Annotated in this window: 16 protein-coding genes; 8 read left to right on the top strand and 8 right to left on the bottom strand. The window is 71.4% G+C overall.

Annotated elements, in window-relative coordinates; genetic code table 11:
• Positions 1 to 4 precede the first annotated feature (4 nt).
• Positions 5 to 1252 (bottom strand): cytochrome P450, encoded by a 1248-nt coding sequence (locus tag ACIO9J_RS35735; RefSeq protein WP_402008722.1) that lies wholly within the window; start codon positions 1250 to 1252, stop codon positions 5 to 7.
• A 137-nt stretch (positions 1253 to 1389) separates the two neighbouring features.
• The gene (locus ACIO9J_RS35730; RefSeq protein ID WP_402008720.1) at positions 1390 to 2136 is read right to left on the bottom strand and encodes a ScbR family autoregulator-binding transcription factor; all 747 of its coding nucleotides are present in this window, start codon (positions 2134 to 2136) and stop codon (positions 1390 to 1392) included.
• A 358-nt stretch (positions 2137 to 2494) separates the two neighbouring features.
• On the opposite strand from ACIO9J_RS35730, the gene ACIO9J_RS35725 reads away from it, so the two are divergent.
• Positions 2495 to 4399 (top strand): acyl-CoA dehydrogenase, encoded by a 1905-nt coding sequence (locus tag ACIO9J_RS35725; protein WP_402008718.1) that lies wholly within the window; start codon positions 2495 to 2497, stop codon positions 4397 to 4399.
• A gap of 23 nt (positions 4400 to 4422) precedes the next feature.
• Here the strand turns inward: ACIO9J_RS35725 and ACIO9J_RS35720 are convergent, their stop codons facing one another.
• The 3 genes from ACIO9J_RS35720 to ACIO9J_RS35710 form a co-directional block, all read right to left on the bottom strand.
• Complete coding sequence (locus tag ACIO9J_RS35720) at positions 4423 to 4998, bottom strand: hypothetical protein (protein WP_402008715.1); 576 nt, start codon at positions 4996 to 4998, stop codon at positions 4423 to 4425.
• Positions 4995 to 5387, bottom strand: coding sequence for a hypothetical protein (locus ACIO9J_RS35715; RefSeq protein ID WP_402008713.1), 393 nt, complete (start codon positions 5385 to 5387; stop codon positions 4995 to 4997). Before ACIO9J_RS35715 ends, ACIO9J_RS35720 begins: the two co-directional genes overlap by 4 nt.
• 75 nt (positions 5388 to 5462) lie before the next feature.
• Entirely contained in the window at positions 5463 to 5870 is a 408-nt protein-coding gene (locus tag ACIO9J_RS35710) for a hypothetical protein (protein WP_402008711.1), read from the bottom strand.
• 85 nt (positions 5871 to 5955) lie between these two features.
• Between ACIO9J_RS35710 and ACIO9J_RS35705 the strand changes: the two genes are divergently transcribed.
• The 3 genes from ACIO9J_RS35705 (at position 5956) to ACIO9J_RS35695 (ending at position 7695) form a co-directional block, all read left to right on the top strand.
• Complete coding sequence (locus ACIO9J_RS35705; RefSeq protein WP_402008709.1) at positions 5956 to 6675, top strand: hypothetical protein; 720 nt, start codon at positions 5956 to 5958, stop codon at positions 6673 to 6675.
• Between the two features lie 58 nt (positions 6676 to 6733).
• A complete protein-coding gene (locus tag ACIO9J_RS35700; RefSeq protein ID WP_402008707.1) occupies positions 6734 to 7219 on the top strand; it encodes a hypothetical protein in 486 nt (161 codons plus the stop codon).
• A gap of 92 nt (positions 7220 to 7311) precedes the next feature.
• Positions 7312 to 7695, top strand: a complete 384-nt coding sequence (locus ACIO9J_RS35695; RefSeq protein WP_402008705.1) for a hypothetical protein — start codon at positions 7312 to 7314, stop codon at positions 7693 to 7695.
• Between the two features lie 39 nt (positions 7696 to 7734).
• On the opposite strand, the gene ACIO9J_RS35690 is transcribed toward ACIO9J_RS35695, so the two are convergent.
• Entirely contained in the window at positions 7735 to 8508 is a 774-nt protein-coding gene (locus ACIO9J_RS35690) for a maleylpyruvate isomerase family mycothiol-dependent enzyme (RefSeq protein WP_402008703.1), read from the bottom strand.
• On the bottom strand, positions 8505 to 9017 hold the full coding sequence (locus ACIO9J_RS35685; RefSeq protein WP_402008701.1) for a MarR family winged helix-turn-helix transcriptional regulator: 513 nt from the start codon (positions 9015 to 9017) through the stop codon (positions 8505 to 8507). Before ACIO9J_RS35685 ends, ACIO9J_RS35690 begins: the two co-directional genes overlap by 4 nt.
• A 115-nt stretch (positions 9018 to 9132) precedes the next feature.
• On the opposite strand from ACIO9J_RS35685, the gene ACIO9J_RS35680 reads away from it, so the two are divergent.
• Positions 9133 to 9546 carry an organic hydroperoxide resistance protein gene (locus ACIO9J_RS35680; protein WP_402008699.1) on the top strand — a complete coding sequence of 138 codons (414 nt, stop codon included), beginning with the start codon at positions 9133 to 9135 and terminating at the stop codon, positions 9544 to 9546.
• 23 nt (positions 9547 to 9569) lie between these two features.
• Complete coding sequence (locus tag ACIO9J_RS35675) at positions 9570 to 9995, top strand: molybdopterin-binding protein (RefSeq protein ID WP_402008697.1); 426 nt, start codon at positions 9570 to 9572, stop codon at positions 9993 to 9995.
• On the opposite strand, the gene ACIO9J_RS35670 is transcribed toward ACIO9J_RS35675, so the two are convergent.
• A complete protein-coding gene (locus tag ACIO9J_RS35670; protein WP_402008695.1) occupies positions 9996 to 11561 on the bottom strand; it encodes a helix-turn-helix domain-containing protein in 1566 nt (521 codons plus the stop codon).
• Positions 11562 to 11826: 265 nt separating this feature from the next.
• On the opposite strand from ACIO9J_RS35670, the gene ACIO9J_RS35665 reads away from it, so the two are divergent.
• On the top strand, positions 11827 to 12714 hold the full coding sequence (locus ACIO9J_RS35665; protein ID WP_402008693.1) for an FAD binding domain-containing protein: 888 nt from the start codon (positions 11827 to 11829) through the stop codon (positions 12712 to 12714).
• On the top strand, positions 12711 to 15521 hold the full coding sequence (locus tag ACIO9J_RS35660; RefSeq protein WP_402008691.1) for a molybdopterin-dependent oxidoreductase: 2811 nt from the start codon (positions 12711 to 12713) through the stop codon (positions 15519 to 15521). Before ACIO9J_RS35665 ends, ACIO9J_RS35660 begins: the two co-directional genes overlap by 4 nt.
• Positions 15522 to 15616 lie beyond the last annotated feature (95 nt).

Genomic DNA, 15616 nt, shown 5'->3' with positions numbered 1-15616 from the left:
CCGCCTACTCCTCGCTCCGGTACGTGGCGGGCCGCAGCAGCACGGGCAGCTCGCGGTAGCCGTTGACGATGAACGACGGCAGGGGCGCGAGCTCCTGGACCGGTACGGCGAGGTCGACGTCGGGGAACCGGGCGAAGAACCCGGCGAGCGCGACCGCCGCCTCGATGCGGGCCAGCGGGGCGCCCATGCAGAAGTGCGCGCCGTGCCCGAAGCCGATGTTGTCGCGCCGCTGCGCCGTCAGGACGTCGAACACGGCCGCGTCCTCGCCGTGTTCCGCCGGATCGAGGACGGCGCCGGTGAAGGAGACGAGGATCGGGTCGCCCCGCTCGATGAGGACCCCGTCGAGCTCGATGTCCTCGACGGCGAAGCGCATCGGCGAGTAGCCGCCGGGGCCGCGTGTCCCCATGGTCTCGGCGATGACGTCGGTCCAGGCGGCGCGGCCCTCGCGGACGTGCGCCAGTTGGCGGCGGTCGGTGAGCAGCGCGCCGACGGCATTGGTGATCAGCGTGTTCGTCGTCTCCACGCCCGCCGCGATCAGGAGGTTCAGGGAGCCGACGAGTTCCTGCTCGGTGAGGCCGTCGCCGTGGTCGCGCGCGGATATCAGCGCGGACGTCAGGTCGTCGCCGGGCACGGCCCGCTTGGCGGCCACGATCTCGGCGAGCAGCCCGTGGATCGCGAGCTGCGCCGTGTGCATCTCCACGGCCGACACCGAGGTGCTGAACAGCGTGTCCATCAGCGTGCACAGCGGGCCCTTGGTCTCCTCGGGCACCCCGAACAGCTCGCAGATCACCCGCATCGGCAGCTGCTTGGCGAACGTCGAGCGCACATCGACCGGCCGTCCCTCGGGCAGCGCCGCGAGGTCGTCGAGGAGTTCGGCGACGATCTCCTCGACGCGGGGCCTGAGGGCCTCGCTGCGCCGCGCGGTGAACGCCCCCGCGACGAGCCTGCGCAGCCGCGCGTGGTCCTCGCCGTACGAGAACAGCATGTTCTCGTTGGCCACCCACGGGTAGAGCGGCCACTCCTGGTTGATCCGTCCCTCGATGAAAGCGGGCCAGTGCTGCCGGGCGTCCTTGGACACCCGCGGGTCCGTGAGCAGCCGCTTGACGTACTCGTGACGGACGACCGCCCAGGCGATCACCCCGCCGGGCAGCTCCACCCGGACCGCCGGCTCCGCGGTCCGCAGCCGCGCGGCCTCACCCGCGAGATCGCTCCCCGAGACGTCCAGCGCGTAGGGGCATACGGTCCCCGCCATCGTGTACTCCGATCAGTCGGCCGCGCGGTGCTCCTCGGCACCGCACGGATGGACGGGGGTGGACCGCCTCCTCGGGTGAGGGTCGGTGCGCCGGTCGCCCCCTGTCGACCGGCCGGGCGGGCGTCCCGCGCCCCGGCTCAGCCCGGCTCGGGGTCGTCGTCCTCCTGCTCGCGCTGCCCGCGCTGCTCGTCCCGCTCGTCCCGCTCGTCCCGCTCGTCCCGCTCGGCGGCGAGTTCCATGGCCGCCGCGTAGACGCGTGCTCCGCGCTCCGGGGCGAAGTCGAGGCGGGCGAGGACCGCGGGGGTCGCGACGGCCGACAGGAGGTACAGATAGAGGTCGGCGACCCTTTCGACCAGGTCCTCGCGGTCGTTCATGATGTTCGAGAGCAGCTGGACCCCGGTGAACGCGCCCACGGAGAGCTCCGCGATGCGTGCCACGTCGACGTGCGCCGGAAGCTCTCCCGCCTGCCTCGCCTGCTCGAAGATCTCCAGGGTGTGCTCGGTCCACTGCTTCATCGGCACCCGCCGGTCCAGGCCGTCCTTGGCGGATCCCTGTTCCACGGTGAGCCGGACGCTGCCCTGCACGATCGGGTCGCCGGTGTCCTTCTTCAGCAGATGCGCGAGCAACAGCGCCTGGTCCACGGCGTCCTGGAGCTTCAGCTCCTGCGGCGGTGCGACGGGCAGCGCCTCGACCTGCTGGGCGAGCACGCCCTGGGCGAGCTCCTCCTTGGACGCGAAGTGGAAGTAGAGGGCGCCCTTGGTCACTCCTGACTTCCGCAGGATCTGCGAGATGGTCGCGGCCTCGTACCCCACCTCGTCGAACACCTGGGCCGCCGCGACCAGGATCGCCTGTCGCGTTCTGATCGCCCGTTCCTGCCGAGCCATGGGGCACCTCCGCGCCACGTCGTGCGGACCGTACGGCCCGCGAACCCATCACCGAGCCCCTCCCCCGTGCCCCGGTGACGCATGGCGACTCCCCGAGAGAATAAAACCTACTGCCTGGTTTCCTCAATGCTCGGGCAGGTACCGTGCGGGCCAGGCGGCCCATTCGGTCCGCGAACCACTGCGGACCGACAGGACACAGGAACAGTCAGTCACCACCGGCCACTTCAGTCACGCGATGCATGACGTCCGCGACCGTTGAAGGGCCTTTACAAAGAAACCGACTGGTCCCTTAACTTTAGTCAGGCACCGCACAGAGCACCTCTTCATCCACCACGTTCGACACCATGTGGAGAGATCCGTGACCTTGTTGACGCGCCCTCAGGAATCCGCCACCACCACCCCCACCGCCGCGGATGACCTGATCCGTCTCCTCTTCGAGGGCGCCGAGCGGACCGTGGTCCACGAACCGTGGCAACGGCTCATATCGAGACAGGAGTTCCGCCACCGCACCGGCCTCTCGCCCGCCGAGCGGACCGCCCTGTCCTACGCGAGGCTGCGGCTGCTGGACGGCGCGGTCGACTCCACGGCGCTGGCCCGCGATCCCCGGCGCCTCGCGGCCATGCACGAGTGGACCGGCGTCGTGGACGGCGGGCTCGGCACGCTCGCGGGCATCCACTACAACCTCTTCCTCGGCAGCCTCATCGACCACGATCCCGGCGCGGAGCGCGATCTCTCCGAGTTCACGTCGATGCGCCGCACGGGCACGTTCCTCTGCACCGAGCTGGCCCACGGGAACGACGTGGCCGCCCTGCAGACCACCGCCGAACTCGACCCGGCGACGGGCGGCTTCCTCCTGCACACCCCCACTCCGGGGGCGCGGAAGTTCATGCCCAACACCAGCACCACCGGCGGACCCAAGAGCGCCGTGGTGGCGGCGCGGCTCCTGGTCCACGGCGAGGATCAGGGCGTCTTCCTCTTCCTGACCCCGCTGAGCGACGAGACGGGCCTGCTGCCCGGCATCCGGGCGCGCAGGCTGCCCGAGCGCACCGGCAGCCCCGTCGACCACTGCCTGACCTCCTTCGACCGGGTCAGGCTGCCCAGGGAGGCGCTGCTCGAAGGGCCACACGGTCGGCTCGGCGCGGACGGCACGGTCACCGGCGCCCTCGGCAATCCGCGCAAGCGGTTCCTGCACTCCATCAGCCGCGTCACCGTCGGCAAGCTCTGCATGAGCGGCGCCGCCGTCGGCGTCAGCCGCGCCGCGCTGGCCATCGCCGTGCGGTACGCGGAACAGCGCCACATCAGCGGCCCGAAGGCCGGCGAACGCATCCCCCTGAACGCCCACCGCAGCCACCACGGCAGGCTCGCCGAGGCGCTCGCCACGTCGTACGCGATGACCTTCCTGCACCGGACGGTGACCGCCGCGTGGGTCGGCCACACCGACGAGGACCGGGCCGCGACCGAGCGCCTCGTGGCCGTCGCCAAGGGCTGGATCACCTGGCAGGCGCGGGACATCACGGTGGAGTGCCGCGAACGGTGCGGCGCCCAGGGCCTCTTCCCCGTCAACGGCATCGCCGACTTCCCGCTCAACCTGGAGGGGGCGATCACCGCCGAGGGCGACAACCTGGTCATCTGGGTGAAGGCGGCGGCCGAGATGGTCTTCCACCACGAGTCGGAGCGAGCCGATCCCGCCCAAACCCCTGTGGCGGATCTGGAGTTGACGAACCTCCCCTTCCTACGCGGGCTGTTCGCGAAGGCCGAGGCGCTGTGGCAGGAGAGGACCCGCGCCGCGCTGCGCCGGGCCCCCGCGGGCGACCCGGTGGGCCGCTGGAACGCCGCGTCCTCGTCCGCCCTGCGGATGGTCGCGGCGCACGCGGTGCTGCGGGCGGCCGACGCCTTCCTCGGGGCGATCGCGGACGCCGAGTCCCCCGAGGCACGCGCGCTCCTCACGGACCTGTGCCGCCTCTTCCTGCTCAGCCGACTCGGCGAACACACGGGTGACCTGCTGGCCGACGGTCATCTCGCCGCGGACCACGTCCGCGCGCTGCCGCTCACCATCGACGAGACGACCGCGGCGCTCGCCCCGCACCTGCTGCCCCTGGTCGAGGCGTTCGACCTGCCCCAGGAGTACCTGGCGGCCCTCCCGATGGCGAACGGCGAACACGTCGAGCCCACGGTCCCCGACTACCCGACGACGTCCCCCGCCCCTCTCCACCCGACCCACTCCCTGCCCCGCCCGCGCAGACCACACACGGTGAGCTTCTGACCCCGACAGGCCCGGCCGACCGGTCAGTTCCAGGTCCCATAAACACCGGTCATGGCCAGAAGAGTCATGACCGGCATCGGCACGAAGAGGAGATCGGCCCAGGTCCAGTCAGGAGCGCGAAGAACGGCGGGCGCCTCGCCGGCACGCCCCGGCCGGGCGGGCTTGGCGCGGCGCATCTGCCGCGCACCGGCGGCGGCCTGCCCGCGGTCGAGGAGCGACCGCGAGAACGCGAACACCTCGACGACATCGCCCTCGACGCTGGTGACCCGCATGCCGTCCGCGGGTTCGATACGACGTATGGCCACGCCGGGAATCCAGTAACGGGAAAAGAACCCGATAACTCGCAATCCGTCCGCGTACACATCGACCCGAGGCCGGACGACAGCGCGCCACATGAACCGCGTGAGCGCGAGCAGGGCGGCCCCCAAGAAGGGCATCTCTCCGGGATCGTTCCCGTCCCACCCCTTGACCATGGCCCAGACGCCGAACACCGAGACGGCCAGGATCAGGGGAATGCCCCCGACGGGCCCGCTCCTACGCCGAGCGACCACCACCGGTTTCCCGGGCCGCCGCGGAATCGACTTCCACGTAATGATCATCCCTTGGCACGACCGTGCAGGCGCCTGCCCGTGGTGAGACCGGCCGCGAAGCGAATCTCCTCCACGACCCGGTCCGCGCGCGTCCGCCGCCCCAGCCACCGCGCGTAGTTCGGCTTCTCCACGGCACGGGCACGCAGCACGCGCCCGTCGTGCGCCGTGATCGTCAGCCCGCCGTATCCGGCCTCGACGGACTTGATCTCCTGAAGCGGAATCCAGTCGAGAAGACCCAGATTGCGGACGACCAGCCTGTCTTCCGTTATCGCGAGCGACGTCGCGAAGGAATACAGGAGTCCGAGGACCGCTCCGACGAGAAAGAACGCGGAGCAGAGCAGCATGTCGGCCTCGGAGGAGCCCGTGAACCACGACCAGGTGGTGCTTCCTCCGATCACGAGGAACCCCAATGCCAGGCAGCAGGCGACCACTCGGACGGGCAAGGCTACGCGCCATTTCATGCTGGATCAGCTCTAACTTCCGTAGGCGCCGGTCACGAACAGCAGCATGAAAACCGGCATCGGGACGAACAGGAGATCGACCCAGGTCCAGTCGGGAGCCCGGAGGACGGCAGGCGCCTCACCCGCACGCCCCGGCCGGGCGGGCTTGGCGCGGCGCATCTGCTGGGCAGCGGCGGCCGTCCGCCCACGATCGAGGAGAGACCGCGAGAACGCGAACACCTCGACGACATCGCCTTCGGTGGTGGTGACCGCCATGCCGTCCTCGGTGTCGATGCGGCGGATGGCCGCGCCAGGAATCCAGTGCCGGTCCCAGAAGCCGATGATCTGCAGCCCGTCCGCATACACATCAACCCGGGGCCGGACGACCGCACGCCAGATGAACCGCATGACCGCGAGCACGAAGGCCCCCAGCAGAGGCATGTCCCCGGGGTCGTTCCCCTCCCACCCCGCGACCACGACCCAGACACCGCAGGCCCCGACAGCGAGGATCACGGGGATGCCACCGATGGGACCGCTCTTGCGCCGAGCGACCACCAACGGCTTCCCCGCACGCCGCGGAATCGCCTTCCACGTACTGATCATTCCTTACGCGTCAGTTGTTTACGAGTCGAGTTACGAACACACCCAATCCCGCAAGGCCCACAACTCCCCCAATGAAACGCACCGTATTATGAGTGAAGAATCTGGGGTCCGGTTCGCCCCCTGGCGTGTGTCGAGCCATCAGGTCGTAGGCCCGAATGGCGACGTTTCGGAAGTCGAAAAGGATCGCCAATCCAATGACTGCCCCCGCGAGCGCACCGATCGAATTAATCATTCGTTCCTCAGTACTCCAGCCGACGCTCCGATCGATACTTCACGAGCGAGCTTACCAAGTGAAGAGTTCATGGACGCCGGCCGTCCCGGAACCGAAGTTGCCTTCAACGTCGGCGGCAAGGCCGAGCCCCCCGCTCCCGCCGTCGAACCCTGCTGCAATGGTTCCACCGACACTCACGCATGCGCCGGCCGTATTGTTGTGACTCAGCACATAGCTGGTGTCCTTCTTGAACTTTTTCACGCCGCTGTCCCATTCGGATCTCAACCCGCCAAGAACTCCGTACCTGCGCTTTCGATCCGCGTTCCGCTTCTTCTGCGTCTCACGCGCGGCCGCGTCCGCTTGACGAAGCTCGCGAAGAACTTGCCGCCGGAGTCCGCGTGGATGACCGGGTTGTTGTTCCCGTACGTGTAGCCGTGCATCTGCTGCGGGTCGGACGTGTCCATGATCGGGTCGACCGAGAATGTGGCTCTTGCGGCGCGTGATGGCCTGGCCCGCGCCGCGGACGACCGCGGCTCGTCGTACTCCTTGGCGTCCCACACGTGGCGTCCCTTGGAGCCGTACTCGGTACGCCGAGCCCGTCCTCATCGGCGACGCCGACTGGACGGACCACGACCTGGCCGCCCTCGGCGACGTCACCGGGAACGGCCACGTCGACCTGCTGGCCCGCAAGCGGTCCACGGGCGAGCTCTTCCTGGCCCAGGGCACGGGGCCCGGCGGTGAAGGGCTCGGCGACACCGCGGCGCGTACTCGCGTGGCCACGGGCTTCAGCCCTGCGGCCGCACCCCTGCTGGCCTCCGGAGGCGACGCCGACAACGACGGCCGGCCCGATCTGTGGGCGACCGCCCCGGGCACGGCCGCGGGCCTCAGGTTCCATCCCCGGCTCACCGCCGCGGGCCTGGGTGGCGCGACGACGGTCGGTACCACCGGCTGGCACGATCTCCGTGCGTTGAGCTGATCGGCCCACGTCCAGGAGCGACGAAGAGGGCGGGGCCTTGCCCGCGGAACAACTCCGCGTAACAAGCCCCCGCCCCCTTCGTTGGGCACGCCATGACCAACCTTCGGAAGATCATCGCCGGGATCGGCGCGACCGCCGCCGGTCTCGGGCTCGTCCTCGCCGCGGGGCCGCCCGCCGCCGCCGACGGCAAGTGGTGCAACAACTCCGTCTGCATCGAGACGTACGACTCGGGAACCTACCTCGGCCGCGTCGAGGTGTCCGTCATCAACACCAACCAGCCGCACCGCATCTCCGCGCGCGTGTGGACCACCAACGGGTGGAGCGCGAACACCAAGGTCGAGGACGTCGACGCGTTCCGGACCTATCGCGACCAGGCCTACCCCCAGCGGCACTTCCCCGCGGGCACCCGGCTCTGCGCCGAGGGGTTCCGGGGCGGGGACAGCGTGGGGCTGCCCTGTGTGACGCTCACCGACTGAGAGAGGGGAGAGCCGCAGGGTGGGACGGCGACTTCCGCCTCAGAAGCGGGAGTTGTCGGACCAACGGGTGAGGAGTTCCTCGTCCCCCGTCACCTCGTACGCCGGCGCCGCCCACTCCGTCCTGCCGTACAGGAACAGCAGCAAGTCCGCCGCGGGGGCGGAGAGCGTCACGTGTGGCGTCGCGGTTTCGGCTCGTACGACTCCGAAGCCTTCGGGGTCCAGGCGCACCAGCCACTCCCCCGCCGTGTCCGTACAGCGGAAGCGGATCGTCTCGCCCGTGCCGCGCAGGCGGGCCACACCCGGCGCGAACGGTGTGGCGAAGGGCAGGTTGACCAGGAACTCGTCCACACCGTCGGCCGCGAGGGCCGGGTCCACCGTGGACGGCAGGCCCAGCGCGGTCTCCGCGTCGACCCGGTGCACCAGCGTCTCGAACAGCATGCGCCGCACCCAGAACCCGGCGTGCCCGTCGGCGCCCCACGTCCACATCGGGGCGTCCGGGTCGATGGCGTCGAAGACGTCCGCCGCCTCGGCCGCGCCCGCCAGGAGCCAGTCGGGCCAGCCGTCGTCCGTCGCCGGAAGCCGCAGGTCCACCTCGCGGGAGCGCGGCGGTTCCTGGACGCGCTGCCGCAGCAGTACGGCGAACCAGCGCTGCACGCTGCCCGCGTGCCTGACCAGGTCGAGGAGCGTCCAGCCGGGGCAGCCGGGGACCGGTGTCGTCAGGTCCGCGCCCTTGAGGAGCGTGGCGAACGCGGCGGTCTCGGCGGCGATCGCCGCCCGGTGCGTGTCGGGGGACACGGCGTCCGGGAACGTCATTCGGTCACCCCGCACACGCCCGCCGACGCCGCCAGGTCCGGCTGCGCGCCGTCCAGCGCCTCCGTCAAAGAGATCAGGCGGGCCCGCAGGTCCCTGACCTCGTCGAGGCTCAGGCCCGTCGCCCCCGCGATCGCGCGCGGCACCGCGACGGCCCGCTCGCGCAGCGCGGCGCCCTCCGCGGTCGGCCGGACGGTCACCGAACGCTCGTCGTCGGCGCTGCGCCGACGCTCCACGTACCCCGTCGCCTCAAGGCGCTTGAGCAGCGGCGACAGCGTGCCGGAGTCGAGCCGCAGGCGCTCGCCGATCCGCTTGACGGGCAGCTCGCCGTCCTCCCAGAGCACCAGCATCACCAGGTACTGGGGGTAGGTCAGGCCGAGGTCCTTCAGCGCCGTGCGGTAGACGCCGTTGAACGCACGCGTCGCGGCGTGCAGGGAGAAGCAGATCTGGTGGTCGAGGCGGAGGAAGTCCTCGTCCCGTACGTCGCCGTCTGCCGTGTGAACTACTGACATGCGAGCAGAGTACCGCGCGCCATTGAGTTGTGCACAACTGAATTGCGTGCTCTACTTCTCTTCAGGGCGACACAGCCCGCAGGAACGGACGAGACGAAGAGAAAAGGTGGACCCCATGGACGCGCTCTACACAGCGGTCGCGACCGCCAACGGCCGCGAGGGCCGCGCGGTCAGCTCCGACGGCCAGCTCGACCTGCCCCTCGGCTTCCCCGTCTCGATGGGCGGCAACGGCCAGGGCACCAACCCCGAGCAGCTCTTCGCCGCCGGGTACGCGGCGTGCTTCGCCAGCGCGATGGGCGCCATCGCACGCCAGGAGAAGATCGACGTCAGCGACGTCTCGGTGACCGCCGAGGTCAGCATCGGCAAGGACACCGACGGCGGCTTCGGCCTCGCCGTGGTGATGCGGGCCGAGCTGCCCGAGCACCTGGAGGGCGAAGCGGGCCGCGAGCTCCTGGAGAAGACCCACGCCTACTGCCCCTACTCCAAGGCCACGCGCGGCAACATCCCGGTCGAGCTCGTCATCGAGTAGCCGGTACGTCGTAAGGTCCCCGCATGCCGTCGTACAGCATTGGCCGGGCAGCGCGACTGCTCGGCGTGAGCCCCGAGACCGTACGCCGCTGGGCCGACTCCGGTCAGCTGCGGATGGAGCGGGAGGGCGAAGGGGCCGCAGCGGGGACCGGGAACCGGGTGGTCGACGGGGTGAGCCTCGCCGCGTTCGCCAAGGAGCGGGGCGAGGGGCTGCACCCGGTCCCCGGCGAGGTGCGGACCTCGGTGCGCAACGCGCTGGCCGGGATCGTCACCGCGGTCACCGTCGACGACGTCCTGGCCCAGGTCGAGGTCCAGTCCGGGCCGCACCGCGTGGTGTCGGTGGTGAGCAGGGAGGCCGTGGAGGAGCTGGGCATCGAGGTCGGCGTCACCGTGACCGCGCGGGTGAAGTCGACCAACGTGCACATCGACCGGCCCGGCACGGCCGGCTGATCAGCGGCACCGCAGCGCGGCGTACAGATCGAGCTTGTGGTCGAGGCGGGACAGATCGCGTCCCGTGAGGGTCTCGATGCGCTGGATCCGGTAGTGCACGGTGTTCACGTGCAGATGCAGCGCCTCCGCGGTGCGCGCCCAGGAGCCGTTGTGCGCGAGATAGGTCTCCAGGGTGTGCAGCAGGGTGCGCTGGGACGCGTCGTTGTCGTCGGTCAGCGCGCCGAGCGTGCGCGCGAGGAACGCCGAGCGCACGTCGTCGGGGACCCCGGCGAGCAGCGCGGGCAGCGTGGTCATGTCCCGGGTGTGCGTCAGCTCGCTGCGCCGGGGCGCCGCCGAGCGGGCGGCGGCCAGCGCGTAGCGGGCCTGGGTCAGACTGCGCCGCAGCCGCTCCGGCGTCCCCGCCGTGCCACCGATCCCGCCGTGCAGCGGCGTACGCGGGGTACGGGCGGTCAACAGGGGCCAGACGCCGTCCAGTTGGAGACCGTCCGCCGCGCTCTCTGAAGTCTCTCGGGGCTCTTCGCGCGGTGCGGTCACCCGGACCACCGCCGCGGCCGTGCCGTCCGGCAGCGCCCCGACCGCGAAGGCCGGGCGGCCCGGCAGATGCCGCAGCGCCTCGGACAGCGCGCCGAGCGCCGCCGCGGTCTGCCTGCCCGCGCCGCCCACGGCGGCCGCGACCACCTGGTACGGCCCGTCCTCCGGCAGCGCGCAGGCGCGCAGCGCCGCCCGCAGCGCGGAACCCGCCGGCTCCTGCGCGGCCGCGTCGATGAGCCCGAGGAGGGCGGCCGCCCGCTCCCTCGCCCCCGCCTCCTCGCGGATGCGTCGCTCCTGGTGCTGGGCGAGGACGTCGGCTATCTCGTGCAGGAGGCGCGGCGGGGCCTCGTCGGGGTCGTGCAGATACAGGTGCCTGCTGTCGTACGCCGTCGCGTCGGTCTCGATGCGCAGGCTGATCCCCGCGGGGCGGGTCAGCCGCCGGATGGCCTCGGCGGGGGCGAGCGGCGGGGCGGTCGCGGTGCGCGCCACGGTACGGCCGGTCGCGGTCAGCAGGTGGCAGGCCGGTGTGCCGAGATGGGCGAGCGCCCGGTCGAGCAGCGTCGCCGCGTCCGCGCCCGATTCGAGGAGCCGGCTCAGCTCGATGCGTACGTTCTCGGGGAGCGCGTGGTGGCCCGAGGGGCGCCGGCTCAGATCGCCCCACTGCCGCAGATAGACCGCGTCGATGATGGCGCGGAAGTTGGTGTGCGGGGGCACCGCGACCAGCGCGATGCCGTGCGTGCGGCAGGCGTCGACCAGGGCCTGGGGCACGGTGCCGTGCGTCTCCTCGCCGGCGAGCAGGGCGGCGGCCCCGGCGGCGGCGAGGGCCGCGACGAACCGGTCCGTCTTCTCCTGCCCCTGCTCGGGGCTCCACCAGACCAGGCCGCTGAGCACGACCTCGCCGGCCCGCAGGAAGCGCGTCGGGTCCTCCAGGTCGGTGGCGGTGACGCCGCTGATCTCCCGGGTCAGCAGGGCGCCGTCGCCCCAGAGCAGGTCGAGATCGAGGGCGGTGTCGTGCAGGAGGTCTTCGACGTGCATGGGTGGTTGCTCCTTGGTGCGGTCGCCGCGCTGCGGACGCGGCATCTCACATTCACCAGAGGAAAGTGAGTTCCAGCATCGTAAGTGCCAGGTCAGATGGCCGGTATCCCTCTTGGATGATTCACCAGTACCGGGCCCGGCGGCCTCGGCTTTTCCGTGCTGGGCACCAGTCGTGCCCGCCGCCCCCGCGTTGCTTCACTGGCGTCGTCACACCCCGCGATGTCAGCCCGAAACCGGCTGCCCGGCGACTGGAGGCGGTCAAGCGATGGATCTCACCACGGTCATGGAGGTGCGGGACGCGCGGCGGCGCACGCCCTGGCGCCCCGGCGACGGCTGGCTCGGCGGCGGCACGTACCTCTTCTCCGAGCCGCAGCCGCACCTGCGCCGCCTGCTCGACCTCAGCCGGATGGGCTGGCCCCCGCTCACCGTGCCGCCGGACGGCTCCCTGGAGATCGCGGCCACCTGCACCATCGCCCAACTGTCGCGCCACGCGCGGGAGATGACCGTCACCGCGGCCCCGCTCTTCGAGCAGTGCTGCCGGGCCTTCCTCGCCTCGTTCAAGATCTGGAACATGGCCACGGTCGGCGGCAACCTCTGCAACGCGCTGCCCGCGGGGCCGATGATCTCCCTCACGGCGGCGCTTGACGGCAGCTGCCTGCTGCTCGCCCAGGACGGTTCGACGCGCCGGGTCCCGGTGACCGCCTTCGTGACGGGCGCGGGCCGAAAGGTGCTCCGCGAGGGCGAGTTGCTGCGCTCGGTCACGCTGCCCGCGCGCTCCCTGGGCTGCCGCACGGCCTTCCGCCAGGTGTCCCTGTACGGCCTCGGGCGCTCCGGCGCCCTGGTCATCGGCGCGCTCGACCCGGACGACGGCTCGTTCGCGCTGACGGTCACCGCGGCGACCGTACGTCCGTTCCGGCTCTGGTTCCCGCTGCCGCCGGGCGCGGCCGAGCTGCGGGCGGCGATCGCGGGGGCCGTACGGGACACCGACTGGTTCGACGACATCCACGGGCTGCCCGCGTGGCGCCGGCACATGGCGTACCGGCTCGCCGAGGAGATCCGCCGCGAACTCGACGAAGAGCGGCCGCCCGGACAGGACGCGCAGGACGGGCAGGACGGACACGCTGGACGGCTCGAACAGGGGGACATCCGATGACGTACGAGATCGACATCAACCGGCAGCACTGCACCACCGAACCCCGCCCCGGCCAGTGCCTGCGCACCTATCTGCGCGAGCGCGGCTGGTTCGGCGTGAAGAAGGGGTGCGACGCGGGCGACTGCGGGGCGTGCACGGTGCACGTCGACGGGGAGCCGGTGCACAGTTGTCTGTACCCGGCGGTGCGGGCCGCAGGGCGCAGCGTCACCACGGTCGAGGGACTCGCGTCACCGGAGGGTGAACTCCACCCCGTCCAGCGGAAGTTCCTGGACGCGCAGGGCTTCCAGTGCGGCTTCTGCACGGCCGGGTTCCTGATGACCACGGCCGCCCTCGACGAGGACCAACTGACCGATCTGCCCCGGGCGTTCAAGGGCAACCTGTGCCGCTGCACCGGCTATCGCGCCATCGAGGACGCCGTACGCGGGGTGCGCCACACCGAACTCCCCTGCGCGGGCAAGGCGGTCGGGTCGAGCCTCGGCGCTCCCGCGGGACCGCAGGTGGTGACCGGCACGGCCCGCTACACCTTCGACATCGAGGTGCCGGGGCTGCTGCACATGAAGCTCCTGCGCTCCCCGCACCCGCACGCCCGCATCGCCTCCATCGACACCCGTGAGGCACTCCAAGTGCCCGGCGTACAAGCGGTGTTCACGCACGAGGACTCCCCCGACGTGCTGTACTCGTCGGCCCGGCACGAGCACCCCACCGAGGACCCCGACGACACCCGCATCCTGGACAGCGTCGTCCGCTACGTGGGCCAGCGGGTCGCCGCCGTCGTCGCCGACAGCGAACAGGCGGCGGAGGAGGGCTGCCGCCGCATCGAGGTGGCGTACGAGCAACTGCCGCACGTCACCGACCCCGAGGCGGCGATGCGCGACGGCGCGCCCGCACTGCACGGCGACAAGGGGCCCGAGGCACGGATCGCGCGGGCCGACGACAACGTGGCGGGCGAGGTGCACGGCGAGATCGGCGACGTCGCTGCGGGCTTCGCCGAGGCCGCCGTGATCCACGAGGAGACATACCGTACCCAACGCGTCCAGCACGCCAGCCTGGAGACGCACGGCTGCGTCGCCTACTTCGAACCGAAGGAGGACGGCACGGGCGAGCGGCTCACCGTCCGGTCCTCCACCCAGACGCCGTTCCTGACCCGGCGCGCCCTGTGCGCACTGCACGGCCTGCCCGAGGACGAGGTACGGGTGGTCGCGGGGCGGGTCGGCGGCGGCTTCGGCGGCAAGCAGGAGATGCTCACCGAGGACATCGTCACGCTCGCCGCGCTCAGGCTGCGCCGCCCGGTGAAGCTGGAGTTCACCCGCCCCGAGCAGTTCTACGGGGCCACCACGCGGCACCCGTTCACCATCACCGTCAAGGTCGGGGCGCGCGCCGACGGCACCCTGACCGCCATTCAGATGCGGGTGGTCTCCAACACGGGCGCGTACGGCAACCACGGTCCCGCGGTGATGTTCCACAGCGTCGGCGAGTCCTTCGCGGTCTACCGGGCCGCGCACAAGAAGGTCGACGCGTACTCGGTGTACACCAACTGCGTCCCGGCGGGCGCCTTCCGCGGCTACGGCCTCGGCCAGGTCACCTTCGCCGTCGAGTCCGCCATGGACGAGGTCGCCCGCCGCCTCGGCCTGGACCCGCTGGTCTTCCGCGAGCGCAACATCATCGGCGCCGGCGAGCCCATGCTCAGCCCGATCGGCGAGGAGGAGGACCTGCACATCGCGTCGTACGGGCTCGACCAGTGCCTGTCCGTGGTGCGCAAGGCGATCGAGGAGGACACCAGCGAGGTGCCCGAGGGCTGGCTGGCCGGACAGGGCACGGCCCTCGCCATGATCGCGACGGGTCCGCCCGGCGGTCACTACGCCGACGCGACCGTCAGCCTGCTCTCCGAGGGCACCTACGACATCGCGGTCGGCACGGCCGAGTTCGGCAACGGCACGACCACCGTGCACAAGCAGATCACCGCGGGCGCGCTGAACACGACACCGGACAGGATCGCCATCCGCCAGTCCGACACGGACGTCGTACGCCACGACACGGGCGCCTTCGGCTCGGCGGGCACGGTGGTGGCGGGCAAGGCGGTGCTGCTCGCGGCCGGATCGCTCGCCGAGCGGCTGCGGACGTTCGCCGCCCGGTACACCGGCGTCCCCCGGCACCAATGCGTCCTGGGCGCCGAGGAGTTGGACTGCGCGGGCCGTGTCGTCACGCTCAAGGAGCTGTACGAGGCGGCGCACGCGCGCGGCGCCGCCGACGAACTCGCGGCGGACGGCCACTGGGGCGGCAGCCCGCGCTCGGTCGCGTTCAACGCCCAGTGGTTCAAGCTCGCCGTCGACCCGGACACCGGCGAGACGCGCATCCTGCGCAGCGTCCACGCGGCCGACGCGGGCAAGGTCATGAACCCCATGCAGTGCAGGGGCCAGGTGGAGGGGGGCGTCGCCCAGGCACTCGGCGCCACGCTCTTCGAGAACGTCCGGATCGACGAACGCGGCGAGGTCACCACGGCCGCCTTCCGGCGCTACCGCCTTCCGCAGTACGCCGACGTCCCGCGCACCGAGGTGCACTTCATGGAGACGGCGGACGCGATCGGACCGCTGGGCACCAAGTCGATGAGCGAGAGCCCGTTCAACCCGGTGGCCCCCGCCTTCGCGAACGCCCTGCGGGACGCGACGGGGCTGCGGTTCACGGAGCTGCCCGTCACGCGGGACCGGGTGTGGGCGGCGCTGCACGAAGCGGCCGGCGCCCGGGGGCGCGCGTCGGCCGCACCGCACGAAGCGGCATCTGCGATGCCTGATCTCGAACTCCCCTCATAATCACCATGCTTGAAGCCCTGTCACCATGTTCCAAGCCCTCCGCGGCGGGCATCCTCAAGGGAGTCGTGCCGCCCGGCAGCCGGGCCGGAGGCACC

Origin of the sequence: Streptomyces sp. NPDC087300 (assembly GCF_044744425.1) — a bacterium.
Classification (GTDB): Bacteria; Actinomycetota; Actinomycetes; order Streptomycetales; family Streptomycetaceae; genus Streptomyces.
Note: the sequence above shows the minus strand (reverse complement) of the source record. Positions and strands in the feature narration are given on the sequence as shown.

Bases quoted from the DNA above. Each gene is read 5' to 3' on its own strand.
- ACIO9J_RS35670 (WP_402008695.1), bottom strand. From the start codon at position 11,561: ATGCACGTCGAAGACCTCCTGCACGACACCGCCCTCGATCTCGACCTG.
- ACIO9J_RS35665 (WP_402008693.1), top strand. From the start codon at position 11,827: ATGGATCTCACCACGGTCATGGAGGTGCGGGACGCGCGGCGGCGCACG.
- ACIO9J_RS35710 (WP_402008711.1), bottom strand. From the start codon at position 5,870: ATGCCTCTGCTGGGGGCCTTCGTGCTCGCGGTCATGCGGTTCATCTGG.
- ACIO9J_RS35685 (WP_402008701.1), bottom strand. From the start codon at position 9,017: ATGTCAGTAGTTCACACGGCAGACGGCGACGTACGGGACGAGGACTTC.
- ACIO9J_RS35690 (WP_402008703.1), bottom strand. From the start codon at position 8,508: ATGACGTTCCCGGACGCCGTGTCCCCCGACACGCACCGGGCGGCGATC.
- ACIO9J_RS35660 (WP_402008691.1), top strand. From the start codon at position 12,711: ATGACGTACGAGATCGACATCAACCGGCAGCACTGCACCACCGAACCC.
- ACIO9J_RS35705 (WP_402008709.1), top strand. From the start codon at position 5,956: ATGGGACCGCTCTTGCGCCGAGCGACCACCAACGGCTTCCCCGCACGC.
- ACIO9J_RS35720 (WP_402008715.1), bottom strand. From the start codon at position 4,998: ATGATCATTACGTGGAAGTCGATTCCGCGGCGGCCCGGGAAACCGGTG.
- ACIO9J_RS35735 (WP_402008722.1), bottom strand. From the start codon at position 1,252: ATGGCGGGGACCGTATGCCCCTACGCGCTGGACGTCTCGGGGAGCGAT.
- ACIO9J_RS35680 (WP_402008699.1), top strand. From the start codon at position 9,133: ATGGACGCGCTCTACACAGCGGTCGCGACCGCCAACGGCCGCGAGGGC.
- ACIO9J_RS35695 (WP_402008705.1), top strand. From the start codon at position 7,312: ATGACCAACCTTCGGAAGATCATCGCCGGGATCGGCGCGACCGCCGCC.
- ACIO9J_RS35730 (WP_402008720.1), bottom strand. From the start codon at position 2,136: ATGGCTCGGCAGGAACGGGCGATCAGAACGCGACAGGCGATCCTGGTC.
- ACIO9J_RS35675 (WP_402008697.1), top strand. From the start codon at position 9,570: ATGCCGTCGTACAGCATTGGCCGGGCAGCGCGACTGCTCGGCGTGAGC.